Source organism: Vibrio sp. MMG023 (assembly GCF_021654215.1).
Lineage (GTDB): Bacteria > Pseudomonadota > Gammaproteobacteria > Enterobacterales > Vibrionaceae > Vibrio > Vibrio jasicida.
The window spans coordinates 1-26,301 of record NZ_JAKFZP010000004.1 but is presented as its reverse complement, the minus strand read 5'-3'; the positions used below and the strand labels follow the sequence as shown (position 1 = coordinate 26,301).

Below are 26,301 nucleotides of genomic sequence, written 5' to 3'. Positions count from 1 at the left end.
TTAATTGAGAATTTCTTAATCAATCAGTATTAGTTGATTGATGCAAACGATTGCCACCTTGGGAATGTATTGTATAATTTGCGTCGCGTCACATTTTGGTGGCGCGTATTACATTTCAGGATTCCCATGTTGAAGAAATCTCTTGCTCTAATGCTTGCTGCGTACTCACTTCCTTCCGTTGCAGGTTCGACCATCGGTATTGTCGGTGCGATGGATGTCGAAGTTGAAGCGCTATTGCCAAAAATCCAAAACCAACAAGTAAAGAAAATTGGTAGCCATCGCTTTTACACGGGAGAGTTAGAGGGCAAAACCGTTGTCGTGACGAAATCTGGCGTAGGTAAGGTCAATGCAGCAATGACTACCACACTTCTGATTGAGTCTTTCGGCGTTGACCAACTGATCTTCACGGGCATTGCTGGTGCTAGCGACCCTAAATTGGACCCGTTAGATGTCGTGGTCTCCACGCGTTTGGTTCAGCATGATGTCGATCTAACCGCATTCAATATGCCGAAAGGTCTACTGCCTGATTACGAAGAGCGTTACTTTTACGCAGATAAAACACTGCAAAAATACGCATTTGATGCAGCCGTTGATACGCTTGGCAAAGAGAGTGTTTACCGTGGCGTTATCGCATCTGGTGACCAGTTCATTGCAAGCAAAGTGAAAGTGACGGGTATCTACCAAGAATACAACGCCATGGCTGTGGAAATGGAAGGCGCAGCGTTAGGCCAAGTAGCAGATGCGTTCAAAGTACCTTACGTCGTTATCCGTACGATTTCAGACAAAGCGGATGGTTCGGCAGATGTTGTCTACTCGGATCTTAAAAAGGCAACTGCGGATAATTCTGCCAACATTACGCTAAACATGCTTAAGCGAATGTAGTGTTCTACTTCTTATCTAAAAACTAAAAAAGCAGCACTTAATGTGCTGCTTTTTTGTTGAGTTTTGCACGTCGTCATGTTGCCTTATGGAAGACTCTTTCGACTAAGCGATATCTGATTGAGAAAATGGCTGGTCATTGGCGGATTTCCACCATAGATTTAACTGCTCTTTATCCATTGGTTTACCGAACAGGTAACCTTGCATGAAGTCACAGCGATACGAAGATAGCCATTCGTGCATCACGTTATGCTCAATCCCTTCTGCCGTTACCTTTTTATTTTGCGCATGGCACAGTTCAATGATTGGTTTGATAACGTGGCCGTTGTCTGTATTCATCAAGGTGAGCAGAAATTCTCGGTCGAATTTGATTTTCTGAACAGGGTACTGAACTAATTGCGTTAACGAGGTATAGCCTGAGCCAAAGTCATCAATAGCCAGCTTATAGCCAAGTTGGGCTAGTTCATCGAGTAGGGCAGTACCTTGTTGGTCCGCAGCGAAGGTTTCGGTAATTTCCAACTCAATGCAATGTGCTGGCACGCCATTTAGTTTCGCTTTATCGTGAATAAACTCTGCCATAGAGAGCGAATTGAGTTCGGCAGACGACAAGTTGATGGATAGAATGATGTCTTTACCAAAAATGCTCTTAAGCTGGTGGTATTCTTCCATCGCATTTGCGAAGACCCAACGGTCAATTTTCTCAAATAATCCGGTTTGTTCTGCTATCGGAATAAACTCTTTTGGCGGTATTGAACCAATGCCTTCCGCCTCCCAACGTAGTAAAACTTCTAAGCCTTCAATTTCGTTAGCATTGCTGTTCATGTAAGGTTGGAAGACTAAATGGAACTCGTCCTCAACGTTGTTTTTACGCAGCGCACGCTCAATTTGGCTGCGACGCTGTGCTTCAATATTCAGAGCGGCAGAATAGTACGCATACTGATTTTTACCTGCGCGCTTTGCTTGGTACATCGCGGCATCTGCACTAGAAAGCAATTTAGCGACATCGGCACCATCTCTTGGGTATTGGGCGATACCAACACTTGAGGTGACAGGAAATGAGTTTGTGGATGAGTGACTCAAATTGTGGATGGGTTTGAGTAGTTCGGTTGCAAACAAATCTGGGATGTTACTGTCTTTGTGGTTTGCACTAAGGAGAATCGCAAATTCGTCCCCAGACAAGCGAGCTCCAAAGCATGGGCTATTGTACTGTTGAGTGAACTTTTGACAGACTTTCTTGATGTGTTTGGAAAATACTTGTAGCAGTTTATCGCCTAACTCATGGCCGTATTTGTCATTTACGTATTTAAAGTTATCAAGGTCGATATAAATCACCCACAATTGTTCTGATGGTTCCGCCAGTTCGCGGGTCGCTAATTCGTGAAAACGGTGACGGTTTGCTAACTGAGTCAGGTGATCGGTTTCTGCTAATCGTTTTGTTTTGTGATAGATATTGTTTAGCTCTTCATACATATCGAAGAAGCGGGATGACAAACGTCCTATTTCGTCATCTGTATTCAGCTTCTCAATATTTTTGCGTTTGTTTGACTCAATTTCGCGTAACTGTCTATCGAGTCGAGAAACAGGACTTAGGACGTATCGGTAGAGAATCAGTACAATCAGAGTGATTGTACAGAAAGACGCAATGCCAAATGATAGCGCCAGTTCTAGCCATACTTTATCGACTTTGTTCCACATTAAGTACTCTGCAGGAGAGAGCACCGCATAAAAATGGGGTAGCAGTTCGATGGTTTGTGCGAGTGGGATATCCAGAATAATCGGTTTGTTAGAGAAGGTGATGACGCTATGGGTATCGAACTCAATCTCGTGCTTGATGTTATTGAATGCTTCTAGAGAGACTGAAACCACAACGAAGAAAGCATTTTGTGGGTCAAAGCTTGGTGGGTGTTCGCCCGTTCGTTGATCAAACAGTTCGTATTGAAGCAGAATGCTCTGGCCGCTGGAGTTATAGATAAAGCCAGTGTGGCTAACCTCGCCATGCTGCGCGTAACTCGTTTCTACGTATTCAAGGATCTTGGGGTCAAAGCGACCACTGGATTCATAGAATTGGTTCTCAGTGTAATAAAGCAGTTCTTGATTGCCATCGAGGATCGCCATATTCGCATCGCCACTGTAGCCATGGCTTAATACATCAACGGTTTCATCGAGACGGTTGAATAGCTGTCGCTCACGATACGGATTGTCATGATTGACGAAGTAGTCTTGTAAAACTTCGCTTTTGCTTAATGTGTAGGCGTAGCTATTGAGGAATATGTTGGCCTGACGAAATTGCCCCGCGAGCTTTTCCATTTGCAGCTGAATGTAGCTGTCTTCTCGCTTAATCAGTGTGACTTTTTGAATGCTATATATGATGTAACTCGACACCAACGCGCTAATAAGAATGACTGGCGCGACAAGCAAAACAACTCTATTGCTTAGTTTCATTATGGTTCTTCAATTTCCGTTTGTGTCCCTACAAACGTTCCCTACTTAAAGGTTCCGAACGGATGACGATAGTATTTCTGTGTTTTTCAAATTGTAAGTGGGTGATTTTCGAAAGTCAGACACCCTTACTTAATTTGTGATGCTGTGTGCGGTTTTTTACGAGATTGACCAGAAGAAGTCTCAAACTTTAGACATATTTGTACCGTTTCAAAAGCTCAAAACACATTTGCAGGATGAATGTACAAATGAGTAATACAGCTATGACAGTCTCCCTCTTATGGTTTTTTGCTTCATCGAAACGTTTCGATGGTGAAATGTGACCCCAATATCTTTTTCTTCATCACATAAGGTTCAATTACGGATCATTCTCACACCTTATCGATCTGTCACTAGCCAATTTTCATTGCCGTCCTATTATTGCATCGAAACGTTTCGATGAGTTTTCTGTCAATACTAAGAAATGAAACTCAAAGTTGTATGAACGTGTAACCGAAAGGTCGATGAGATGAAAAAAAGTACCCTAATTAACTCAGAAATTTCTTACTTGGTGGCGACGCTGGGTCATACCGACGAAATCACCATTTGTGACGCGGGCTTGCCAATTCCTGATCATGTACAGCGCATTGATTTAGCGTTGACGCACGGAGTCCCTGGCTTTCTAGATACCGTTCGCGTGATTCTGTCTGAGTCCCAAATTGAAGGGGTCATCATTGCTGAAGAATTCGCCAAAGTTAGCCCAGTTCACCATGATGCTTTAATCACTGAGCTAACCAAAGAAAGTGAGCAAACAGGCAAACAAATTGCGATCAACTATGTGTCGCATGAAGATTTTAAAGCTCGCACAGAACAAAGCCGCGCTGTTGTGAGAACAGGCGAGTGCACACCTTACGCAAACGTGATTTTCCAAGCCGGAGTGGTGTTTTAAGCCACAACTAATTGAGGACAAATTATGACTCAAGCCATTCTACAACTGAGCGACATCGAGAAAGCCTTCCCGGGCGTTAAGGCGTTGGATAAAGCCAGCCTTAATGTATACCCGGGTCGAGTGATGGCGTTGATGGGCGAGAACGGAGCTGGCAAGTCAACTTTGATGAAAGTACTCACCGGTATTTACCATATGGATGCAGGAAGCATTCAATATCAAAGTAAGCCAGCGGCGTTTAAAGGTCCAAGAGACTCGCAAGAAGCCGGCATCAGTATCATTCACCAAGAATTGAACTTGATCCCTGAGCTAACGATTGCCGAAAACATCTATCTGGGGCGTGAATTTACCGGTTCTATGGGGCGTATTCAGTGGGGAAAGATGTATGAAGAAGCAGACAAGTTGCTTCAACGCCTTAACGTAAAGCACTCTTCAAAAACGCTGCTTGGTGATTTGAGCCTTGGTGAACAGCAAATGGTGGAGATTGCGAAAGCGCTGTCTTTCGAATCCAAAGTCATCATCATGGATGAGCCAACGGATGCGTTAACCGACAAAGAGACGGAATCGCTGTTTAAAGTGATTAACGAACTTCGCGACCAAGGTTGCGGCATCGTTTACATCTCACACCGTCTGAAAGAAATCTTCGAAATTTGTGATGACATTACTGTGTTGCGTGACGGTAAGTTCATCGGCGAATGCCAAGTTAAAGACACCAACGAAGATGGACTCATCGAAATGATGGTTGGTCGTAAGTTGGAAGAACAATATCCACGTATCGATGTGACGCATGGTGACGTTTGTCTTGAAGTGATTGGTTTGACGGGCTCGGGCGTTCACGACATTAGCTTCACTCTTCAACGTGGTGAAATCCTTGGTGTGTCAGGCTTGATGGGCGCGGGGCGTACAGAGTTGATGAAGGTGATTTACGGCGCGTTACCAAGTGAGCGTGGCGTTATCAACTTAGACAATAAGACTATTAACCCAGTAAGCCCACAAGATGGCTTGGCGAATGGCATTGCTTACATCTCTGAAGACCGTAAAGGCGATGGCTTGGTGCTGGAGTTATCCGTGAAGGAGAACATGTCTCTGTGTGCACTGGATAAACTCACCAAAGGCTTCCAAATCCAACATGGCGAAGAAGTCGTGGCGGTAGAAGACTTCATCAAACTATTCAACATCAAAACGCCAACCCGAGACCAAATCATTGGTAACCTTTCTGGTGGTAATCAGCAGAAAGTGGCAATCGCAAAAGGGTTAATGACCAAACCTAAAGTTCTGATTCTGGATGAGCCAACTCGTGGTGTCGACGTGGGTGCGAAGAAAGAAATCTATCAGCTAATCAACAAATTTAAAGCCGAAGGCATGAGCATTATCTTGGTTTCTTCTGAGATGCCTGAAGTGCTGGGCATGAGTGACCGCATCATGGTGATGCACGAAGGTCGTATTACTGGCGAATTCGATGCGAAAGACGCCGACCAAGAAACACTACTCGCTTGTGCCGTAGGCAGAAAGATCAATGAGGAAGCAGCATGAGTACTAAGACCATGAGCAAACCAACCGAAGCGAACAGCACAAAGTTGTTCACCAAAGAATGGCTGATTGAGCAAAAGTCACTGATTGCACTGATTTTCTTGATTGTTGTTGTGTCATTCTTGAACCCGAACTTTTTTACGGTAGACAACATTCTTAATATTCTTCGTCAAACCTCAGTCAATGCGATCATCGCGGTAGGTATGACGTTGGTTATCTTGACTGCAGGTATCGACCTAAGCGTAGGTTCTGTACTCGCGCTATGTGGTGCTTTCGCGGCGAGCATGATTGCGTTAGAAGTGCCGGTGCTTATTGCGGTTCCGACAGCGCTGTTTGCTGGTGCGGCACTGGGTGCGATCAGCGGTATCATCATCGCTAAGGGTAAGGTTCAAGCCTTTATCGCAACACTGGTTACTATGACGTTATTGCGCGGTGTCACCATGGTTTACACAGACGGTCGTCCTATCTCAACGGGCTTTACCGACACAGCAGACGCATTTGCATGGTTCGGTACAGGTTACGCATTTGGTATCCCAGTTCCTGTTTGGTTGATGGTGATTGTCTTTGCTGCGGCTTGGTACCTACTGAACCACACTCGCTTTGGTCGCTACGTCTACGCACTTGGTGGCAACGAATCAGCAACGCGCCTTTCTGGTATCAACGTTGACCGTGTGAAAATCGGTGTATACGCCATCTGCGGTATGTTGGCAGCGCTTGCAGGCATCATCGTGACGTCTCGCCTGTCTTCGGCGCAGCCAACAGCAGGTATGGGTTACGAGCTAGATGCTATCGCAGCAGTGGTTCTTGGCGGCACCAGCTTGATGGGCGGTAAAGGTCGCATCATGGGAACCTTGATTGGTGCTCTGATCATCGGCTTCCTAAACAACGCGCTTAACCTACTCGATGTTTCTTCTTACTACCAAATGATTGCGAAAGCAGTGGTTATCTTGCTAGCAGTACTGGTAGACAACAAAAACAAGTAATTGATATTTAAAATAAAGAGCTCCACTAAATCCTGAATACAAATCGAGCCAGAGGACGTGTGCTGGCTCACCCTACACAAAGGACTAGAACGATGAAAAAACTCGCAACTCTTATCTCTGCTGCACTTCTTTCTTCAACTGTATCGGTAGCGGCGCACGCTCAAGATACCATGGCGATTGTAGTTTCTACACTGAATAACCCGTTCTTCGTAACGATGAAAGACGGTGCAGAAGCGAAAGCGAAAGAACTGGGATACGACTTGATTGTACTGGACTCGCAAAATGACCCGAGTAAAGAACTATCAAACATCGAAGACCTAACGATTCGTGGCGTAAAAGCGATTCTGATTAACCCAACAGATTCAGACGCTGTGTCAAACGCGATTCGTATGGCGAACCGTTCTAAGATCCCTGTGTTGACACTAGACCGTGGTGCAAGCCGTGGTGACGTAGTGAGCCACATCGCTTCTGACAACGTAGTTGGTGGCGAAATGGCGGGTCACTACATCATGGAAAAAGTAGGTGAGAAAGCGAAAGTTATCCAACTAGAAGGTATTGCCGGTACGTCTGCAGCGCGTGAGCGTGGTGAAGGCTTCATGACAGCAGTGAAGGGCAGCAACATGGAGCTACTAGCAAGCCAACCTGCTGATTTTGACCGCACTAAAGGTCTGAACGTAATGGAAAACTTGCTTGCTGCGAACCCAGATGTTCAAGCGGTATTTGCTCAGAACGATGAGATGGCTCTGGGTGCGCTTCGCGCAGTACAAGCTTCAGGTAAAGACGTAATGATCGTTGGCTTCGACGGTACTGATGATGGTATCGCTGCTGTAAACCGTGGCAAGCTAGCTGCGACGATCGCACAGCAACCAGATCTTATCGGTGCGTTGGGTGTAGAAACTGCAGCGAAAGTATTGAAAGGCGAGAAGGTTGAGGAGTACATTCCTGTTCCGCTTAAAGTCGTGACTAAGTAAGTTTAGAGCCTGACTCAGTGATTCTTCTTTGTTGAAGATAACGGAATGACCCAATGAGTGTGTTGGGTCATTCCAAACAACAAAAGCGGTAAGTTAGAAAATTAAATCTAGTTGAATCGTAATACGCTTACGTTTTTCTAAAGAGCGTAAACCTATTACTCCTGTTCAAATATAAAGGGTTCAATCAGAACCGAGGATAACCGTATGAATAAGTTAGTGGTGTTAGGTAGTGTAAACGCTGACCATGTTCTTCAAGTGCCTTCTTTCCCTCGCCCAGGCGAGACGCTGCATGGTCGCAACTATCAAGTTATCCCAGGTGGCAAAGGTGCCAACCAAGCTGTTGCGGCAGCTCGATTAAACGCAGACATCGGTTTTATTGCGTGTGTGGGTGATGATTCATTCGGCATCAACATTCGCGAGAACTTCAAAATGGATGGCATCGACATCACTGGTGTGAAGATGCAGCCAAACTGTCCAACGGGCATTGCCATGATTCAAGTGGCGGACAGTGGCGAGAACAGCATTTGTATCTCTGCAGAAGCCAACGCAAAGCTGACAGCAGAGGCGATTGAGCCCGATCTAGAGCGCATTCGTCAGGCTGATTACTTGTTGATGCAACTAGAAACGCCAATGTGCGGCATCGAGAAAGCAGCGCGAATTGCGAAAGATGCCAAGACCAACGTGATTCTTAACCCTGCACCAGCTCGCGAGCTGTCAGATGAATTACTGTCTTGCATTGATGTGATTACACCAAACGAAACGGAAGCGGAAGTGCTAACAGGTGTGACGGTAGCAGACGATGACAGTGCACAAGAAGCGGCGAACATCCTGCATTCGAAAGGCATTGAAATCGTCATGATCACGCTGGGTGCGAAGGGGGTGTGGTTGAGTCAAAACGGTCGTGGTGAAATCATTCCTGGCTTCCGCGTAGAGGCAACAGACACCACAGCGGCGGGCGATACGTTTAATGGGGCATTAGTCACTGGTTTATTGGAAGACTTACCTTTAGAATCAGCGATTAAGTTTGCCCACGCAGCAGCAGCGATCTCAGTCACTCGCTTTGGCGCGCAGACCTCCATTCCAACCCGTGAAGAGGTTGAGGAGTTTCTGGCTCAACACCAATAATCAAGGAGTAATAACATGGCAACGATGAAAGACATCGCAAAACTGGCAGGGGTTTCCACTTCAACTGTGAGCCATGTTATTAACAAAACTCGCTTTGTCAGCGAAGAGATCTCGGAACGAGTCAACAACGCTGCCAAAGAGCTCAATTACTACGCGCCGTCTGCTTTGGCGCGTAGTCTCAAAGTGAACCGCACCAAAACCATTGGTATGCTAGTGACCACCTCAACCAACCCATTTTTCGGTGAAGTCGTAAAAGGTGTTGAGCGCAGTTGCTACCACAAAGGTTACAGTCTGATCCTGTGTAACACTGAAGGTGATAACGAGCGCATGCGTGAATCTATCAATACGCTGTTGCAAAAGCGCGTTGATGGCCTGATTTTGATGTGTTCATCGTTAGAAGGGGAGCGTATTGATGTATTCGAGCGTTATCCTGACATACCGGTTGTAGTCATGGACTGGGGCCCAATGCTGTTCACCAGCGATAAGATCCAAGACAACTCACTTCGTGGTGGTTATCTTGCAGCTAAATACCTTATCGACTGCGGCCACCAAGAGATTGGTTGTATTACAGGTCCACTAATCAAGCATCAAGCTCAAATGCGTTATGAAGGCTATAAGCGAGCGATGATTGAAGCAGAGCTTGAGTTCAATGCAAACTGGATTGTTGAATCTGACTTTGAATGTGAAGGTGGTTATCAAGCCTTCAAGAAGATGGCGGAACGTGGTCCGCTCCCAAGCTCGATTTTTGTCTCCAACGACATGATGGCAATGGGCGCAATTAACGCGGCTAACGAGCTAGGCATTAAAATTCCAGAGCAGTTATCCATTATTGGCTACGATGACATCCATATCGCCAAATTCATGTCTCCATCTTTGACAACGATCCACCAACCGAAATACCGTCTAGGGCAAGCTGCAGTCGAAACCTTATTGCGAAAACTGGATGATAAATCTGATGAAGCTCAGGTTGTACAGCTTGAACCAACATTGGTTGAGCGTAATAGTGTGAAGGTTTTAGAGAGTCAATAGTATCAATTCACCCCTGTGATACTTTGCTAGAAATTAGAAATAAATTATTTCTCTTTCTATGATAAAAGAATAATATTAACTTTCATTATAAATAGAAATGTTAATTATATATTCGGCGGAATAGCATTATGTTGTCAAAGGGATATGCGAAGTTTTCAGTGAAACACCCATGGTTTCACCGTTTGAACGTTACCGCAGTTGCGTTTATTTTTTTCTTGAGTCTTTATCAGCTATTGGTCAATGAAGCGTTTGAGTATTCAGCAGGTTTTATCATTACTCTTCTTGCGACGTTACTGTTTGCTTCATCATCTGCGTTCAAAAAACGTTATTTAGGGCACGAGTCCTAATAGCTACCTGCTTAAATTGGCAGAATTCAGCTATTTTAAAACAATTATTGATCTGATTTATGATCGGATACATTGAAGGGAGGACAAATGTCCTCCTTTTTGTTTGCTGCGAGACAATAAGATGAGCGCATCCCAAGCACAATAATAAAGGACATCTTCATGGACCTATTTGCCCTGTTAGACATTAACAACACCCTTGTTAACATTCCTATTGGTGATGGCTATGCAATGAGCTGGATCGAAGCGTTTGGTACGGTTTTCGGTCTGCTTTGTATTTGGTTTGCGAGCCAAGAAAAAACCATTAACTACTTGTTCGGTCTGCTGAACGTAACACTTTTTGCCGTTATCTTTTTCCAGATTCAGCTTTACGGATTGCTTCTGCTTCAACTTTTCTTCTTCTGCGCCAACATCTATGGCTGGTATGCATGGACAAGACCAAATGCACAAGGTGAGACACTTGAGGTTCGTTGGTTAAGCAAACAGAAGCTGATCGCGACAGGTTCAGTAAGCATTGTTGCGATTGCGATGTTAACGATTTACATCGACCCATTCTTCTTTGCGTTGGCTAACATTGCCGTTGATACGTTGAATGCGTTCGGTGCAGGTTTGTCTGAGCCAGTCTTAGAGCCAGATGCTTTCCCATTCTGGGATGCAACCATGACCGTGCTTTCTATCGTGGCGCAAATCTTGATGACACGTAAGTACGTTGAGAACTGGATTCTTTGGGTCGTAATCAACATCATCAGTGTTGGGATTTATGCGACACAAGGTGTGTACGCAATGTCGGTTCAATACGCGATTCTCATGTTCATCGCAGCAAACGGCACAAGAGAGTGGGCACGTAGCGCAAAACGCAACGGTGAGAAGTCCCTAACTCAAGCCGCAGCTTAAGGTTAAGCCAATGATGAAACAACCTCATATTGGCGTAGACAGCACTCAAATAGCGCCTCTAGTGATCGTCTGTGGTGAGCCAGATCGAGCAAACCGTATTGCCGCGTTATTTGATAACGCAGAACTGGTCTCTGAAAACCGTGAGTATCGAGTGTTTACGGGGACATACCGAGGTCAGCGCGTATCAGTGTGTAGTACAGGTATCGGCGCTCCATCGATGATCATTGCGGTGGAAGAGCTAAAACAGTGTGGTGTGACAGATGTGATTCGAGTGGGATCGGCTGGCGCGATGCAATCTGGCATTCAACTTGGTGGGTTGATTGTGGCTGAAGGCGCAGTGAGAGACGAAGGTGGCTCGAAAGCGTACGTTCGCTCTTCTTATCCGGCTTACGCAAGCTTTTCGTTACTGAAAGCGCTGGACAGCTATTTAGCCGAAAAAGAGGCGCGCTATCATTTAGGTGTGGTTCGTTCCCATGACAGCTTCTATACCGACGACGAAGAAACGATCTGCGAGTACTGGAACAAGAAAGGCATTCTCGGTGCGGATATGGAAACCTCAGCTCTGTTTACCGTCGGTAGGCTGCGTGGTCTGAATGTAGCCTCCATTCTGAACAATGTGGTTTTGTATCAGCAGGATGTGAAAGAAGGTGTAGGGCAGTACGTAGATGAAGCGCAAGTGATGATGGAAGGGGAGCGTTTAGCGTCTTACGCTGCTCTTGAAGCCTTAATTGCACAGAGTTAACCAGATCACAGCTTAGTTAATTTTATAAGCGGCACCTCGGTGTCGCTTTTTTATTGGCTGTCATCAAACGATTCTAGCGAGTACAATCTATTTGAGATTGTTGTCATTAAAGAGAAACTCACGTGAAAATAAGCCCTTATCCGACTGGACGTTTCAAAAGCTTTCTAGAACAGAAAAGTGCTGAGTTTCGTGACTTGATCTATCAATGCCAAATCGGCAGTCGATACTTTGACTCTGGTGAAGAGATCCTTCGCCAAGGTGAACAACTTCAATATCTCTATGTTGTGCCAGTCGGGCGAGTTTCAATGAGTATCATTGCTGCTAACGGACGTCGTTTCCAGTTGGGCGAAGCCAATTGCGATTATCATATCTATGGTGAAATGGAGTACTTCACACAAACGCCTTGCCAATGGAATGTGGTAGCTGATGAACACATGCAGGTGGATATCATCTGTATCCAAAAACTGACTGAGGCGCTGCATCAGCAACCTGACATGATGTTCTTCTTTGCCTCTGCTTTGGCGGAGGACTATCAGGATTCAATGGACATCTATACCAATCGCTTGTTACACCCAATTACTTACAACATCGCTTATGATTTGTTAGTACAAAAACAGACTAATACATTGTTGGGTGGATTTGGCAAAGTAAACCAAGAAGCCGAAAGATTTGGCACTTCCGGGCGTGTTTATCGCCGAGCGGTGAAAGATTTAATGGACAAGGGTTTGATCAGAAAGGGCGAACAAGGGCTAGAGATTGTTGATGAACTTGCACTAAAAGCGTTTCTTGATGCCTATGAATAGCCCGCAACGATTCCATTCTAAAATTAAAAGCTGCGGGCTATCTGGTTTATCGGTTATTCAATCAAAACAATGTGTGTTTATTCTGATTTAAAAACACAATTTTTAGCAAAATCAGACGCTTCGTTAGCGGTCCATTCGCCTTTTGGCTTTTCTTTCATGTCGTTACACCACGCTTCACTGCCCACCTCTGTACAAGCCATCAGTTGCGCTGCGACAAAAACCATTAATGCTAACTTCTTCATTTTCTAATCCTTTTTGGTAAGACTTGTTTTGAAGTATAAGCACTCGATCACGAGATAAACATGAAAATTATTATTTTGCGCTTACCGTCTCAAATCCGATATAGGTACAGTGTAATTTGTTGATTTATTAAGCCAATTTAGAAGTGTAACGAATGTAAAGTTATTAAATAATCGGTTGAATGCCTATGTGAGTAACGATATATTGCGAATGCGCATGATAATGGATCTCATTTAAGGTTTAAAATAATGGAAAAACTCGTCAGTGCGGCTCTTGTTTCGCTGCTCACAATCTCACCTGCTTTTGCTGCAACCGTCAAAATCGATCACTACATGGGAACGACAGAAGTCGAACAATCACCAAAGCGTGTGGTTGTGATTGGCTTTGGCCCTCTCGATATGCTCGATAGCTTTAATATCGACCCTGTTGCAGTCTCGAATGCCTCGCATCTTCCTAAATACTTATCGAAATACAATAAAGACAATTACACCTCTGCTGGTAGTTTGTTTGAACCGGATTTCGAAACCATCTATATGCAAAAACCAGATTTGATTTTGGTTGGTCCTCGTGGTTCATCGAAATACGATGAGTTAAGTGAAATTGCACCAACAGTCGTTTTTGCATCAGGAGAGAAAGAAGATTACTGGCAGGGCACAAAAGGACAATGGCGTAATCTTGGTAAGATCTTCAACATAGAGGACAAGGTTGAGCAAAAGATCGAAAACTTGGATGCACAGTTCAAGGCGATTCGCGAATACAACCAAACTAATAATAATGATGCACTCACGATTTTGAGTATCGGAGACAACATCAGTGCATTCGGTGCGAAGTCTCGTTTTGGCGCAATTTACACAGATTTTGGCTTTACTGAAACAGTGAAGAACCTCAAAACAGGCACGCACGGTGATGTCATCTCTTACGAGTTTATCCGCGAAGCTAACCCGAAAAATATTCTAGTCATTGATAGAAACTCACTTCACGCAAAGTCTGACAATGACCTCGCTAAAGCGTTGGATAACGATTTGGTTAAAGCAACTTCGGCATACAAGAACAAGAAAATTACCTTCCTAGATGTTGATGCTTGGTACTTAGCAATGTCTGGCGTAACCGCGACGGAAAAGATGGTGAGTGAAATCAAACACACGATCGATCTGTAAAAAAGCTAGCTGAGGTTAACTTTGAAAAAGTTATTGCTTGTTCTTATTGTTCTAAGCGTCGCATCGTTGTTTGTTGGGGTGGCAAATATGACACCCCAACAGTTGTTTTCGGGCGATGCAAAAGCAATAGAACTCTTCTTTACTAGCCGAATTCCGCGTCTATTTGCCATTCTTCTTGCTGGAGCAGGGCTGAGCATCGCTGGATTAGTGATGCAGCAAATTAGCCAAAACCGATTCGCCGCGCCTTCAACAACGGGCACGATTGAGTGTGCCATGCTTGGTTACGTAATGAGTGTGGTGTTTTTTGGTAATGGCGAACAGCTTTGGCTTGTCTTTGCAGTCTCTATTCTGGGTACCTTGATGTTCGTCCAGTTCATTCAACGCATCCAATTCAAAAGTGTCGTGTTTGTGCCGCTCGTCGGCATCATCTTTGGTAACGTTGTTGACGCCGTTACTACCTTCATTGCCTACAAATACGATGCGCTGCAAAGCCTGTCTGCATGGAGTGTAGCGAATTTTGCCAACATTTTACGTGGTGATTTTGAACTGCTTTATATTGCTGTTCCCGTCGCCCTTTTGAGCTACCTATTTGCTGCGCGTATCTCTGCTGTTGGCATTGGTAAAGACTTTGCAGTAAACCTTGGCCTGAACTATCAACAAGTGGTGACGTTAGGCGTACTTTTGGTGTCAGTAATGTCTGCCAGTGTGGTGATGATCGTAGGTCAACTGCCATTTCTAGGGCTCATCGTTCCAAACTTAGTCAGTTACTTCTATGGCGACAATCTTAAACGCAATATCCCCCTTACTGCCATGTATGGGGCAATACTCGTTTTGGCGTGTGACTTGGTTAGCCGATTGATCATTTTCCCTCATGAAATGCCGATTTCAATCGTGATCAGTATCTTGGGCGGAGTGGTGTTTATCGCGATGCTGTTGCGAGGTAAGCAAAGTGCGTGATTCCAAGAAACTGTTCTTATTGGCAGCCGTCGCGCTGTTTTTTGCGTTTTTGTTTATTGGCATTGGCTTAACGGCAGATAACTACCAATACTTTTTGTCGCGACGTGTGCCTAAAGTGTTAGCCATGGTGTTGGCGGGTATTGCGATTGCTCAATCTTCGTTGGTGTTCCAAACCATTACCCACAACCGGATTCTTACTCCAAGCATCATGGGGTTTGATGCGTTGTATGTGTTGACGCAAGTGCTGATTGTTTTGTTGTTTGGTGGTTTAAGCGCGCTCGTTCTGAATGTTTACATCAACTTCTCGATTGCTGTATTGGTGATGGTAGGCTTTTCGCTGTTGCTGTTTGGGTTTTATTTTTCAAAAGGCGGGCGCAATCTCATCACTTTGTTGTTGGTTGGGCTGATCTTCGGGCAGTTGTTTAGCAATATTGCGGTGTTCTTCTCCCTTCTGATGGATCCAAATACGTTTGCGTTTGTGCAATCTAAACTGTACGCGAGTTTCAACAATGTGAAGGTGAACTTGGTGTATCTCAGTTCGCCTATGTTGCTCATCGCTTGTTGGTTGTTGTATCGCATGCATCGCACTTTAGATGTTTTTTGGCTAGACCAAGACAATGCTAAGAGTTTAGGGGTTGATGTCCCTAAAGTGACGCGCAATGTCTTTATTCTCTCTGCGGTTCTCATTGCCATTTCGACGGCTTTAGTCGGGCCAATCATGTTCTTTGGTTTATTGGTGACGAACTTGAGCCGTGAAATGTTCCACTCTTACCAGCATCGTACCCTATTAGTCGGTTGTTCATTGATGGCAATTTGTGCTTTGTTGTCGGGGCAGTGGATTATAGAAAACCTGTTTTCATTTGAAACGACGCTGAGCGTGGTGATTAACTTTATTGGCGGTATCTACTTCTTGTATCTACTGCTGAAAAACAAAGTCGTATAAACATGATAGTTATAGATAAATTAACCAAAGCATTTGGTTCCAACAAAGTGGTTGATGGTGCGGATACCCAATTTGAGAAAGGGAAGGTGACATCGATTATTGGTCCAAACGGAGCAGGAAAAAGTACCTTGCTGTCGATGGCGTCACGATTAACCGAGCGAGATGGCGGTAGTGTTATGATTGACTGCAAAGAGATTGCAGAATGGGACACCAAAGAGCTTGCGAAAAAACTGGCGGTGTTGCGCCAAGCAAACACGATCACGATGCGTTTTACCGTAAAAGAATTGGTCTCGTTTGGGCGATTCCCTTATTCAAAAGGCAACTTGTCCAAAGATGACCATGCGATTATCGACCAAGCAATTGACTACCTAGATCTAAAAGAAATTCAAGATAAGTTCTTAGATGAATTGAGTGGAGGTCAACGACAGTTGGCGTTTATTGCGATGGTGATTGCCCAAGATACAGATTACGTTTTCCTCGATGAACCATTGAATAACCTTGATATCAAACATTCATTGCAGATCATGAGAGTCGTTCAGCGCCTTGCTCACGATATGAATAAAGCCATGGTCGTGGTGATTCATGATATTAACTTTGCGGCTTGTTACTCAGACGAGATCCTTGCGTTGAAGAAGGGTAAAGTGGTTGCCACTGGCAAAGTAGAGGAGGTGATTCAGGCATCCACGTTAGAAGATATCTACGAGACACCTTTTAATATCATTGAGCTTAATGGCAAGCGTATGTGTACTTACCACTAAAGCTACATTCATTAAATTAAAACGAAATAGAAAGGTTGGCGAGCTTACTTGGTGAGCTCGTCAATGATTGGACATCGGCTCTCGGCATCGCCTGGGCAAGATGAAACCCAACCTTCTAATTGCTTTTTGATCTCCAACAAGTGAGCGATCTTTTGCTCAACCTCATGAAGCTTATCCATCGTACGCGCTTTCACTTCGCTGCTCTTGCGATTCGGATTGTGCGCCAGTTGCACAAATTCTTTGCATTCTTGTAGTGAGAATCCTGCGTTTTTCGCTCGGGACACAAGGTTGAGCTCTTGGATGTGTTTGTCAGAATATTCGCGATAGCCTGAATCGCTGCGAGCTGGTGAGGAGATGATGCCTTTGTCTTCGTACATACGAATCGACTTAGAAGACAAACCTGTTAATTTCGCAACTGCACCAATATTCATGATGACCTCTGTATTTCAGATAACCTTTCTCGCGAGTATAACGCCAAGTGTTTATCTTCCCAAATGGCTTTGAGAGCAAACCTCTTTTGTGGCGTTTATACCCAAGTAACCTCGAGATGCTAGGTTCAGCGAGAATGACTTGGTTTGTAGACGCGGCGGCGATTTAAAGATCTAGTCATTCTAAATCAAGAATCGGCAACAAAGTATACAAGCCAAGGCAGCTCGCCCTTTGGGAGCGTGTCATTGACCCGATTGCTGCGTCAAACAACTTGGAAAGAGCTAGCTATTACACTGCGTTGTTTTCCTTACTCTCGAATCAATGACAACGCTCTGAATCCTGCATCTTGAAGTCACTTGGGTATATATGGATACCATCAATGGCTGTTTACGACCTCGTGTGGCGGAACACCAAACACTTTCTTGAAGGCGTTGGTAAAGTTTGATGGGTGGTGGTAACCCGCCTCGTATGCTGCTTCTGTGATGGTGACTAATCCACGCTCCAAATGCTGACGAGCAATCTCCAACCTGCGGTGACGGATGTAACCGTTGATGGTCATATTAAAAGACTGTTTAAAGCGACGCTGGAGGTTAGAGACGCTCATCGAGAACTGTTCTGCTAAGCGTTCTAAGGTTAAATCTTCTTCGAGGTGCGTCTCTATATAACTGACGACATCCTCGATTCGAGCATCGCCAGAACGCTTTTTCTCTTCGCACTCCGCGCAGTAGTCGTCTGGCATTTGCCCAATCGAGTGGTAGAGCACTTGGTAAATCAAACTCTCTACCTCTATACGATCTTTCATGTTTGTCGGAGATTCATATTGAGTGAGAGCTCGTGTCAAATCAATTAACGTCTCATTAAGCTCCAGCGTGTAAAAGGCTTGGTGAGTTTCAATAAAGCGTTTGTGACCGCAATGTCCCGCCATTCTCGATTCCAACCAAGGTGGCTTAATAAGAATATTAATTTTATTCATGCGGTTGTTTTGAATCAGCGAGCGGCGGAAGTTTGCAGGCTTAGCTAGGTTAACAACCACGCCTTGTGGGCCTTTGCTTGCGTCAAAATCAAATTGGAGGTCATCGTAGCCAAAAGAGAGTTTCCCCTCCAAAAGAATGGTAATCAGTAGTGCAGAATGTGCGGTTGAAACGATATTCGAATCGACTAATTCAATGCAACGTCCGCCATGAACAAAGATTTGGTCGTTGTATTGGTAGGAGAGGAATTGACCTTCCGCGAGTTGGGTTTGGTTGCTTTGACCTTGAGTCACAATGATCTGTTTTTCCGTCTGCTCAAGCTTTTTGGTTAGAGCCACTTTGGCAATTTTAGTTCTTTTTTTGGTCTCTTCCGCCATTTGACGTTTCCTCATAACACCTATGCGATTTCGCATAAGTGATTCGTCTTTGTATTTATCAATAGCGACCCTATCATACGTGAGAATTATTATCATTTATATTTAGGAAGACGTTTATGGAAAGCCCAGTTAGCTCACCAATTAAGCTTTCAAGCCTATGCCTAGCAGTCGGGGTGGCGCTTGCTCATCCCGCTTTAGCCCAAGAACAAGATTCTCATTTCGAAGAGGTAGTGGTGTGGGGTACGAAGGTATCCAGTAACACCGAATCAATGTTTGCCGACGACATGTCGCTTAAACAAGCTGACCACATGTCTGATTTGCTTCGTGATATTCCCGGCGTTGACGTGGGCGGTACACATTCTGTCAATCAACGTATCACCATTCGTGGTCTTGGTGAAACCGATCTTGATATCCGTTTAGACGGCGCCTCTCAGCATGCCAACATGTTCCACCATATTGGGAACCTTACACTCAACCCAGACATTCTAAAGTCAGCAGATATCCAAGTGGGTAATAACTCAGTTACTCAAAGCGGTCTTGGCGGTTCAGTGTACTTTGAGACTAAAGATGCTCGTGATCTGCTGCGTTACGATGAAAACTTTGGTGCTCGCGTTTACGGCGGTTATGCGTCTAACGACAACCAACAAGGTTCCCTAACACTTTATGGATTACTGTCTGAAAACGTGGACGCGATGGTCTATGGTCACTACGTAACACGTGATGACTTTAAAGATGGTGATGGCAATAAAACCTTTGGTGCGGAAGGAGATGTTTACAACATCTTAGGTAAGCTCGGCTATGAGTTTGGTGATATCCACCGACTAGAAATCTCATACGATATGTATCGTGACAGTGGTGATTACAACCCACGCCCTGATATGTCTGGTAACGCTAATAATGGCTTGTCTAGTGAGCTTCTGATTCCAACCGATTATGATCGTGACACGGTCACATTAAGTTATGAGCTTCGTGGTGAGCAACACCAAGGGGACGTCACGTTATATAACACTGAAACCGAAATCGTCCGTGATGAATCTGTCATGGCGCCGCGTTGGCCAGCAAACCGTTTATCGAAAAATACCGCGAAAAACCAGAACTTTGGCTTAAGTGCAAAATTCCAATCGTTGCTCACTATGGGGAACTTTGATCATCGCGCGACTTACGGCCTTGATTACATGGATAAGACTTCTGAAAGTTACTATGGCAGCAACAAGTTCATGGACGAATCTGCGGTTTCTACAGCTCTGTTCGTCGAAGATCAATTCTTTATCTCGGATGCGCTTTCGATCACGGCCGGCCTACGATTTGACGACTACCAACGCAAAGCAGAAACAGCTAACAACGATTACGACAAAGTGACATGGGCACTAGCGGCAGAGTGGGCAGTAACACAAGACTGGACACTGTTTGCAAGTTCTCGTTCGCTCTTTAAAGGTCCAGAACTAATGGAAACCTTTATTGCTTACCAAGATGTGGCTTATCTACAAGATGGTTTGAAACCAGAAACGGGACTCAACACCCAAGGTGGTGTTCGTTTCAATAAGGCGGTAGATGAACACACATTTGGCGCAAACCTAACCGTGTTCCAAACCGATATTGATGACTACATTGCAGAAGCGTATCAAGGAGCGACTCAAACATACCTTATTTATAATGAAGGTGATGTCGAGATCAAAGGTTTTGAAGCGAGTGCTTTCTATGGTTACGAAAGCTTCGGCAGCAAGCTGTCTTACTCAAAGTCGGATACAAAGAATAAAGATACGGGCGGCCCAGTAGCGGGAGGCAATGGCCGTAGTATTGACATGGGTGACAGTATCGCTTTAACGCTGGATTACCAATCTGATTCGTTAGAAACCATCTTTGGTTGGAACTCAATGTTTGTGCTTGAGGAAGATAATGTGTTTGACGGCCAACCGAAGAAAGACAGTTACGATGTTCACAACTTGTACGCACAATGGGTGCCTTCTAACGTTGACGGGCTATCGGTCACCTTTGGTATTGATAACGTATTTGATGAGCTTTACACGTCTCACGCCTCTCGCTCGGGCACAGCAAGGGGGATTACGTTAGACGATTACGAACCAGGGCGTAACTACAAGGTGTCTGCCGCTTATCAATTCTAACTCTAAGGGCAATAACAACAACCTTAGATGTTTGGCTCTCGTACGAGAGCCTTTTTTATGAAAGGGACGAGGGACTGAAATTGATCAAAGAAACCACTGTAATTGAAAGCGAGCATGCGGCGAAATATCTCGTGACTTTGTGTCGCCACTTCGCACGTAAAGTGCCGGCGACTTGGAATGATGAAAAAGGTTTGGTGACATTTCCTGTTGGAAATACGGAGTTCAAGTTAGAGGGGGAGCGTTTACTGATAACTTGTGAGGCGGACTCTGAAGAGTCATTAGAAAAAGTGAAGGGCGTTGTGTCGGTTCATGCAGAAATGTTTTCGCGTCGTGAAACTCTAGAGTTGAACTGGATACGATAACGAAAGTGCACGAGCGAATCGAAAGAAACAAACGAAAAAGCCCGTAAGCGTAACACTTACGGGCTTTCTAAAATCATTTCTACTAGGCTTCTTCAGGCGCTAGGCTTTTTTTTTCCTGCTGCATTTTAGCAAGGAAGTACACGTTAACACATGCAATAAAACCATTTGTTAGCACAACAGGCCACGCATCAATCATTAGACCGTATGCAGTGAACAGTGCACAGCCGATGAAGTTTAGGATACGTAGTTTAACGATGTCTTTCATAGTCAGCGAAATAGCAACCATGATTGATGCCGCGTAACCTAAAATCTCAACCATATTCATCTCCATTATTTGACCCTCTTAAATCTGCCGAATGTATTCGGTACCTATTCTTCTCATCTTGAGATTAGCGAGGAAGCTCCATGCCTCGAATGGTCTTGTTCGTTTTGATGGGTGAACTATAGCAATGGAAAAACCGTGATGAAAGCCTCAAATCAAGGTTAAGAGAAGGTTAGCGATTACGCAAACGTTTAGGAAAAAATTCATTGATAATTTTACTTATTATGTTGATTGATAATAGCGATACAAACAATAGACAAAACTGAGTTGAAGGAATAAGGACAATAACATAACATTGAAAATGAGAATCATTATTAATTAAGTGTAATTTATGCCTGTTGCCATTAGCTTTCTGTTTTCATTTGCCTTGATGATGCGTACCAAACCTCATTCGTGGGGAGTGGCTATCCACGTATTAACACATGTTCTGATGCTGATTCTGATTCCTTCTGACTATGTCGTTCAGTATTTGATGGTGATGTTTTTCTCTTCACCTTTCCTTATCCGACTTTCGAAACGATCTTCAAGCTACGACATTTTGTTTGCATTTCTACCGCTTCTTATCGGTACGGGCGGATTAGTCTTAACTTCATAATTTCACGTCACTTCGTCTTTTTATTTATAAATTCTAAGCTTTCATTAATAGTCTATTATTTTCATATGTTTGGTTGGTATTTTAGTGGTTTGTTGGTGTCACATAATTGTGACTAGGTGCAGTTTTCGTATCTGACGATTAACGAAAGTGCAAAATATGATTGTTTATTGACTCAATAGTTAGTTAAATCAGCGTATGAGAAAATGTGAATCACATTCCGATAAACTAAAATAATTTATAAAGGTCTAACGTAAAGACGTTAACCATTTAGCGGGGGTCAGATGAGTACACAAGCTGTGCCGCAAGCCGTCATTGTAGACGCTGTCGAAGGGGATGTTTACGCTTTAGACCTTGAGGGGAAGGTCAGAGCGGTTAACGTTGGAGATACACTGGTTCCGGGTGATGTCATTATCACTGAAAACGGCGCTTCAATTGAAGTGTTAGCGGAAGGTTCTCTCTATTTAGTGGACGAAAATTGTGTGGCGTGCATTCCAGCGCCGACACCTGAAGCCGTACCGACGGAAGCGGTCGTTCAAGCGCCTGTTGACGGACAAGTCAATGTTGACCCAACGGCAGCGGCAAACGCTGAGTTTGGTGCAGAAGACGTGGCTGCAATTCAACAAGCCATTTTGGAAGGTGCCGACCCTACCGCCATTTTAGAAGCAACCGCTGCAGGCCCTGGCGGAGGTGGTGGTTCCGGTTCTGCGAATGCGGGCTTTGTTACCATTGAGTACAACAATCCTGAAGTACTCGCATCAACCTTCTTCGAGACATCGGCTCCAAGCGGTGATACCGAAACCGACGATGATATTGATGGCCTCGACATCACCATTTTTGCTGACGGCGGTCAGTCTCTTTCTTCTCAAGTAACAGAAGGCTCAATTTCTCTATCAAGCTACCCGCAAACCATTTCGTCTAGTGTGCTGGTTGAAGCAGGGGATCTCGCACTTGATACTACTTCATTTGTACCCGAAACGTCTTCTTTAGAGTCTTTGTTAAGTGAGCTTAACAGTGATATTACCTCTGGTGGTCAGCCAGTGGCGTTCGTTTATGACGAAGCGCAAAATGCCATTATCGGTACTCAAGAAGGTAACGAAGTGCTTCGTATCGAGATCGAAGCGACATCTTTAGGCCGTGATTTAGAGTTAGAGGTCGTTACCACGATTAGCCAGGGTATTGACCATGTCGCGTCTGTTGCTGATGGCCAAGTATCGATCGTCGGTGATCAAATCAATATCGCTTTTGATATTACTGGCGCAGATATTGGTGGGAACAGCATTCAAGCCCCTATCGATTTTACGACAACCGTTATTGATGGCGATGATCCTGCGCCGCAGAACGTTACTTTTGAAAACGTTGAATCTTCTTCTGCACCAATTACTGGCACCTTTGTTGATATTGGTAGTGATCAATTGGCAACGGTCACGTTTAATCAAGAAGGGCTTAGTCAATTCGATGGCCTACTGAGTGATAATCAGGCGACAGAAGCGGTACTCTCTGAAGACGGCAGTACTATCACCTTGTCCATTGCTGGCTCGAATGAAACCGTCTTAACCATCAGTCTGAATACTGATGGTACCTACCAATTTGAGCAATTTAAGCCGTTAGAACAAACAAACGGTGAAGATACGATTGAGCTCTCTTTACCAACCACAATCGTCGACTATGACCAAGATACGGCAAGCAACACCTTTACGATGACCATCCTTGATGGCGATAATCCAGTGATTGAAAACGTGACGGGGTTGTCTTTAGACGAGGCGGGTGTTGACCAAGGTTCACAGGAAGGCGCGGTAGTAACAAGTGGGACTGGGTCGATCACGACAGCGGTCGGAAGCGACATCATTGATCACTATGAGTTGGCACCTACAGAGTTTAATGTTGGTGGAGAACTCCAATCTCAAGGGCAGGTTGTTCAACTGGAACTTGCGTCCGAGAGTAACGGCGTGCGCACTTACGAAGGCTTCATCGAGCTGGATGGCGTGCGTATCACCGTATTTGATGTGGCGATTGATGCGCCTATATTGGGCGAATACCAATTCAACTTGTATGAACAACTCGATCATACGGGTGCTAACGATGACTCGCTTACTTTCTCACTGCCAGTTTACGCGGTAGATGCAGATGGCGACCGCTCCTCGATTACCGAAGGTTCGAACACACCAGAAGCGGCGCAAATTGTCATTCAAGTTCAAGATGACGTTCCTACGATTGATGGCGTTGATGCACTAGCCGTCGATGAAGATGATCTATCAAGCATCGGCTCCGATCAAAGCGACTCTGTGCTCGCGCAAGGCAACTTCACGACGACTCAGGGCTCAGACCGTGTTGTAAGTTATCAATTAGAGAGCGGCACTGATTCACTCAATGGGTTGGAATCACAGGGTCGATCTATCTCTCTGACGGAAACAACCAACTCAGATGGCAGCTTTACCTATTCTGCAACGGCAGAAGGGGACGCTATCTTCACCTTACAAGTGAACCCTGACGGTTCTTATTTATTTACCCTTGAAGGTCCAATCGATCATGCTGTGGGTAGCGATAGCTTAACGCTAGACTTCACTATTGTCGCAACGGACTTTGACGGTGACACCAGTTCACTTGTTCTACCGGTAACCATTACTGATGATGTGCCAACCATTAACGACGTTGTTGCTCTTACCGTCGATGAAGATGACTTAAGTTCGGTAGGCTCTGACCAATCACAGCCAACGCTGGCTGAAGGTCAGTTCACGACGACTCAGGGCTCTGATGGCGTCGTACAGTATCAGTTGGATGTAAATGCTGATCCTTTAAATGGCCTGCAATCTCAAGGGCAAACCGTCTCCATTGCCGAAACGCAAAATGCAGACGGCAGTTACACCTACAGCGCAACGGCAAATGGCAGTGCAGTTTTCACATTAGTTTTGAATACCGACGGCTCGTACAGTTTTGAGCTGCAAGGTCCAATCGACCATGCGGAAAATAGCGACAGTTTAACTCTTGATTTTAGCGTCATTGCTACCGATTTCGATGGTGACACAAGCCAAATCGTACTGCCCGTTACCATCGTGGATGATAAGCCGACCATTACCGATGTCGATGCGATTACCGTTGATGAAGATGATTTAGGCACGATTGGCTCAGATCAGACTGACCCGATTTCAATCGATGGCAACTTCACTACCACACAAGGCTCTGACCGAGTGGTGAGCTATCAGCTCGATGCTTCTTCAATACCAGTTGACGGCCTTACATCACAAGGCGTGGCCGTCACGTTGACTGAAACCGCAAATGGCGATGGCAGCTTTACCTATCAAGCAACAGCAGGCACCGAGTCGGTCTTTACGCTTATAGTGAACACTGATGGCTCTTATAACTTCACGCTTGAAGGTCCAATAGATCACGCAGTAGATAGCGATGAGTTGACACTCACCTTCCCAATCATCGCGACCGACTTTGATGGCGACACCACAAATGCCACGATCCCTGTGACGATCGTGGACGATAAGCCAGTGATTACCGACGTCGACGCCATTACGGTTGATGAAGATGACCTAGCGTCAATCGGTTCAGACCAAAGCAATCCAATTTCTATTGATGGTAACTTCACCACCACACAAGGTTCAGACCGAGTGGTGAGCTACCAACTCGATGGCACATCAACACCAGTTGACGGTTTAACCTCGAAGGGTGTAACCGTAACGCTAACAGAAACCGCAAATGGTGATGGTAGTTTCACTTATGAAGCGACAGCGGGTGGCAACCCTGTATTTACTTTGACAGTAAATACTGATGGCTCATACAACTTCACGCTAGAAGGGCCAATTGATCATGCAGTTGATAGTGATGAGTTGACACTCAACTTCCCAATTATTGCAACCGACTTTGATGGCGACACTGTCACTGAAACTATTCCAGTCACGATTGTTGATGATGTGCCTACCATCACAGCGGTGGATGCGTTGAGTGTCGATGAAGATGACCTTAGCGGCGTGGGTTCAGACCCAGGCGGCGATCTGTTCGTTGAAGGTGCGTTTACCACTACCCAAGGCTCTGACCGAGTGGTGAGCTATCAACTGGATTCAACCGCTGATCCTGTTGCGGGGCTGACCTCTCAAGGTGAGGCGATTACCTTGGTGGAAACCGCGAATGGCGACGGCAGCTTTACTTATGTTGCGACCGCTGACGGCAATCCGGTCTTCACGTTAAACGTAGCAACAGATGGTACGTACGACTTTACGCTGCAAGGCCCGATTGACCATGCAGTCAACAGTGACAGCCTGACGATTGATTTCCCGATTATTGCCACCGATTTTGATGGTGATACGACTTCGGCAACCATTCCAGTCACCATTACGGATGATGCGCCAATCATCGATAATGTTGTACCTCTGGCTGTAGACGAAGATGATTTATCAGGC

At 45.0% G+C, this 26,301-nt stretch carries 24 protein-coding genes; 19 read left to right on the top strand and 5 right to left on the bottom strand.

Features of this window, described 5'->3' with window-relative positions; translation table 11 throughout:
• Positions 1-126: 126 nt before the first annotated feature.
• Complete coding sequence (locus L1076_RS13590; protein WP_009704133.1) at positions 127-882, top strand: 5'-methylthioadenosine/adenosylhomocysteine nucleosidase; 756 nt, start codon at positions 127-129, stop codon at positions 880-882.
• A 102-nt stretch (positions 883-984) separates the two neighbouring features.
• On the opposite strand, the gene L1076_RS13585 is transcribed toward L1076_RS13590, so the two are convergent.
• Complete coding sequence (locus L1076_RS13585; protein ID WP_237303784.1) at positions 985-3,321, bottom strand: EAL domain-containing protein; 2,337 nt, start codon at positions 3,319-3,321, stop codon at positions 985-987.
• Positions 3,322-3,826: 505 nt separating this feature from the next.
• Between L1076_RS13585 and rbsD the strand changes: the two genes are divergently transcribed.
• The 10 genes from rbsD (at position 3,827) to L1076_RS13535 (ending at position 12,664) form a co-directional block, all read left to right on the top strand.
• Positions 3,827-4,246, top strand: coding sequence for a D-ribose pyranase (gene rbsD, locus L1076_RS13580; protein ID WP_005435742.1), 420 nt, complete (start codon positions 3,827-3,829; stop codon positions 4,244-4,246).
• 24 nt (positions 4,247-4,270) lie between these two features.
• Positions 4,271-5,776: a ribose ABC transporter ATP-binding protein RbsA gene (rbsA, locus tag L1076_RS13575; protein ID WP_237303783.1), complete on the top strand. Its 1,506-nt coding sequence runs from the start codon at positions 4,271-4,273 to the stop codon at positions 5,774-5,776.
• Entirely contained in the window at positions 5,773-6,756 is a 984-nt protein-coding gene (gene rbsC, locus L1076_RS13570) for a ribose ABC transporter permease (protein ID WP_237303782.1), read from the top strand. The genes rbsA and rbsC overlap by 4 nt, the downstream gene beginning before the upstream one ends.
• 92 nt (positions 6,757-6,848) lie before the next feature.
• On the top strand, positions 6,849-7,727 hold the full coding sequence (rbsB, locus tag L1076_RS13565; protein ID WP_009704137.1) for a ribose ABC transporter substrate-binding protein RbsB: 879 nt from the start codon (positions 6,849-6,851) through the stop codon (positions 7,725-7,727).
• A 204-nt stretch (positions 7,728-7,931) separates the two neighbouring features.
• Positions 7,932-8,852 carry a ribokinase gene (gene rbsK, locus L1076_RS13560; RefSeq protein ID WP_171374418.1) on the top strand — a complete coding sequence of 307 codons (921 nt, stop codon included), beginning with the start codon at positions 7,932-7,934 and terminating at the stop codon, positions 8,850-8,852.
• A 15-nt stretch (positions 8,853-8,867) separates the two neighbouring features.
• Positions 8,868-9,881: a substrate-binding domain-containing protein gene (locus tag L1076_RS13555; protein ID WP_171374417.1), complete on the top strand. Its 1,014-nt coding sequence runs from the start codon at positions 8,868-8,870 to the stop codon at positions 9,879-9,881.
• A 128-nt stretch (positions 9,882-10,009) separates the two neighbouring features.
• Positions 10,010-10,228, top strand: a complete 219-nt coding sequence (locus L1076_RS13550; RefSeq protein WP_104034111.1) for a hypothetical protein — start codon at positions 10,010-10,012, stop codon at positions 10,226-10,228.
• 159 nt (positions 10,229-10,387) lie between these two features.
• A complete protein-coding gene (gene pnuC / locus L1076_RS13545) occupies positions 10,388-11,119 on the top strand; it encodes a nicotinamide riboside transporter PnuC (RefSeq protein WP_237303781.1) in 732 nt (243 codons plus the stop codon).
• 10 nt (positions 11,120-11,129) lie between these two features.
• Positions 11,130-11,861 carry a nucleoside phosphorylase gene (locus tag L1076_RS13540; RefSeq protein WP_237303780.1) on the top strand — a complete coding sequence of 244 codons (732 nt, stop codon included), beginning with the start codon at positions 11,130-11,132 and terminating at the stop codon, positions 11,859-11,861.
• 122 nt (positions 11,862-11,983) lie between these two features.
• Entirely contained in the window at positions 11,984-12,664 is a 681-nt protein-coding gene (locus L1076_RS13535; protein ID WP_038880709.1) for a Crp/Fnr family transcriptional regulator, read from the top strand.
• A 77-nt stretch (positions 12,665-12,741) separates the two neighbouring features.
• On the opposite strand, the gene L1076_RS13530 is transcribed toward L1076_RS13535, so the two are convergent.
• Entirely contained in the window at positions 12,742-12,906 is a 165-nt protein-coding gene (locus L1076_RS13530) for a DUF3012 domain-containing protein (protein WP_078609721.1), read from the bottom strand.
• 246 nt (positions 12,907-13,152) lie between these two features.
• On the opposite strand from L1076_RS13530, the gene L1076_RS13525 reads away from it, so the two are divergent.
• From L1076_RS13525 to vctC, 4 genes are read left to right on the top strand one after another with little or no spacing between them, the layout of a single operon-like run.
• Entirely contained in the window at positions 13,153-14,061 is a 909-nt protein-coding gene (locus tag L1076_RS13525; protein WP_054824546.1) for a siderophore ABC transporter substrate-binding protein, read from the top strand.
• A 21-nt stretch (positions 14,062-14,082) separates the two neighbouring features.
• Positions 14,083-15,018, top strand: coding sequence for an iron chelate uptake ABC transporter permease subunit VctD (gene vctD / locus L1076_RS13520; protein ID WP_038867975.1), 936 nt, complete (start codon positions 14,083-14,085; stop codon positions 15,016-15,018).
• Entirely contained in the window at positions 15,011-15,961 is a 951-nt protein-coding gene (gene vctG, locus L1076_RS13515) for an iron chelate uptake ABC transporter permease subunit VctG (RefSeq protein WP_237303779.1), read from the top strand. Before vctD ends, vctG begins: the two co-directional genes overlap by 8 nt.
• A 2-nt stretch (positions 15,962-15,963) precedes the next feature.
• Positions 15,964-16,719 (top strand): iron chelate ABC transporter ATP-binding protein VctC, encoded by a 756-nt coding sequence (gene vctC, locus L1076_RS13510; protein WP_063345326.1) that lies wholly within the window; start codon positions 15,964-15,966, stop codon positions 16,717-16,719.
• 44 nt (positions 16,720-16,763) lie between these two features.
• Here vctC and cueR read toward each other — a convergent pair whose 3' ends face one another.
• Together cueR and L1076_RS13500 are read right to left on the bottom strand one after the other, a co-directional pair.
• Entirely contained in the window at positions 16,764-17,150 is a 387-nt protein-coding gene (gene cueR, locus L1076_RS13505) for a Cu(I)-responsive transcriptional regulator (protein WP_005437780.1), read from the bottom strand.
• Between the two features lie 374 nt (positions 17,151-17,524).
• Positions 17,525-18,496: an AraC family transcriptional regulator gene (locus L1076_RS13500; protein WP_237303778.1), complete on the bottom strand. Its 972-nt coding sequence runs from the start codon at positions 18,494-18,496 to the stop codon at positions 17,525-17,527.
• A 116-nt stretch (positions 18,497-18,612) separates the two neighbouring features.
• Between L1076_RS13500 and L1076_RS13495 the strand changes: the two genes are divergently transcribed.
• Both L1076_RS13495 and L1076_RS13490 read left to right on the top strand, forming a co-directional pair.
• Entirely contained in the window at positions 18,613-20,619 is a 2,007-nt protein-coding gene (locus L1076_RS13495) for a TonB-dependent siderophore receptor (RefSeq protein WP_237303777.1), read from the top strand.
• 80 nt (positions 20,620-20,699) lie between these two features.
• Positions 20,700-20,981, top strand: coding sequence for a DUF2218 domain-containing protein (locus L1076_RS13490; protein ID WP_045408884.1), 282 nt, complete (start codon positions 20,700-20,702; stop codon positions 20,979-20,981).
• A gap of 82 nt (positions 20,982-21,063) precedes the next feature.
• On the opposite strand, the gene L1076_RS13485 is transcribed toward L1076_RS13490, so the two are convergent.
• Positions 21,064-21,312 carry a YgjV family protein gene (locus L1076_RS13485; RefSeq protein WP_038867963.1) on the bottom strand — a complete coding sequence of 83 codons (249 nt, stop codon included), beginning with the start codon at positions 21,310-21,312 and terminating at the stop codon, positions 21,064-21,066.
• 322 nt (positions 21,313-21,634) lie between these two features.
• On the opposite strand from L1076_RS13485, the gene L1076_RS13480 reads away from it, so the two are divergent.
• On the top strand, positions 21,635-21,898 hold the full coding sequence (locus L1076_RS13480) for a hypothetical protein (RefSeq protein ID WP_020196659.1): 264 nt from the start codon (positions 21,635-21,637) through the stop codon (positions 21,896-21,898).
• Positions 21,899-22,179: 281 nt separating this feature from the next.
• The coding region (locus L1076_RS13475; RefSeq protein ID WP_237303776.1) for a retention module-containing protein at positions 22,180-26,301 on the top strand (4,122 nt) is incomplete at its 3' end.

Bases quoted from the DNA above. Each gene is read 5' to 3' on its own strand.
- L1076_RS13550 (WP_104034111.1), top strand. From the start codon at position 10,010: ATGTTGTCAAAGGGATATGCGAAGTTTTCAGTGAAACACCCATGGTTT.
- L1076_RS13590 (WP_009704133.1), top strand. From the start codon at position 127: ATGTTGAAGAAATCTCTTGCTCTAATGCTTGCTGCGTACTCACTTCCT.
- L1076_RS13585 (WP_237303784.1), bottom strand. From the start codon at position 3,321: ATGAAACTAAGCAATAGAGTTGTTTTGCTTGTCGCGCCAGTCATTCTT.
- L1076_RS13495 (WP_237303777.1), top strand. From the start codon at position 18,613: ATGGAAAGCCCAGTTAGCTCACCAATTAAGCTTTCAAGCCTATGCCTA.
- L1076_RS13530 (WP_078609721.1), bottom strand. From the start codon at position 12,906: ATGAAGAAGTTAGCATTAATGGTTTTTGTCGCAGCGCAACTGATGGCT.
- pnuC (WP_237303781.1), top strand. From the start codon at position 10,388: ATGGACCTATTTGCCCTGTTAGACATTAACAACACCCTTGTTAACATT.
- L1076_RS13525 (WP_054824546.1), top strand. From the start codon at position 13,153: ATGGAAAAACTCGTCAGTGCGGCTCTTGTTTCGCTGCTCACAATCTCA.
- vctC (WP_063345326.1), top strand. From the start codon at position 15,964: ATGATAGTTATAGATAAATTAACCAAAGCATTTGGTTCCAACAAAGTG.
- L1076_RS13500 (WP_237303778.1), bottom strand. From the start codon at position 18,496: ATGGCGGAAGAGACCAAAAAAAGAACTAAAATTGCCAAAGTGGCTCTA.
- rbsK (WP_171374418.1), top strand. From the start codon at position 7,932: ATGAATAAGTTAGTGGTGTTAGGTAGTGTAAACGCTGACCATGTTCTT.
- L1076_RS13480 (WP_020196659.1), top strand. From the start codon at position 21,635: ATGCCTGTTGCCATTAGCTTTCTGTTTTCATTTGCCTTGATGATGCGT.
- rbsD (WP_005435742.1), top strand. From the start codon at position 3,827: ATGAAAAAAAGTACCCTAATTAACTCAGAAATTTCTTACTTGGTGGCG.
- L1076_RS13485 (WP_038867963.1), bottom strand. From the start codon at position 21,312: ATGGAGATGAATATGGTTGAGATTTTAGGTTACGCGGCATCAATCATG.
- rbsB (WP_009704137.1), top strand. From the start codon at position 6,849: ATGAAAAAACTCGCAACTCTTATCTCTGCTGCACTTCTTTCTTCAACT.
- rbsA (WP_237303783.1), top strand. From the start codon at position 4,271: ATGACTCAAGCCATTCTACAACTGAGCGACATCGAGAAAGCCTTCCCG.
- L1076_RS13555 (WP_171374417.1), top strand. From the start codon at position 8,868: ATGGCAACGATGAAAGACATCGCAAAACTGGCAGGGGTTTCCACTTCA.
- cueR (WP_005437780.1), bottom strand. From the start codon at position 17,150: ATGAATATTGGTGCAGTTGCGAAATTAACAGGTTTGTCTTCTAAGTCG.
- rbsC (WP_237303782.1), top strand. From the start codon at position 5,773: ATGAGTACTAAGACCATGAGCAAACCAACCGAAGCGAACAGCACAAAG.
- L1076_RS13540 (WP_237303780.1), top strand. From the start codon at position 11,130: ATGATGAAACAACCTCATATTGGCGTAGACAGCACTCAAATAGCGCCT.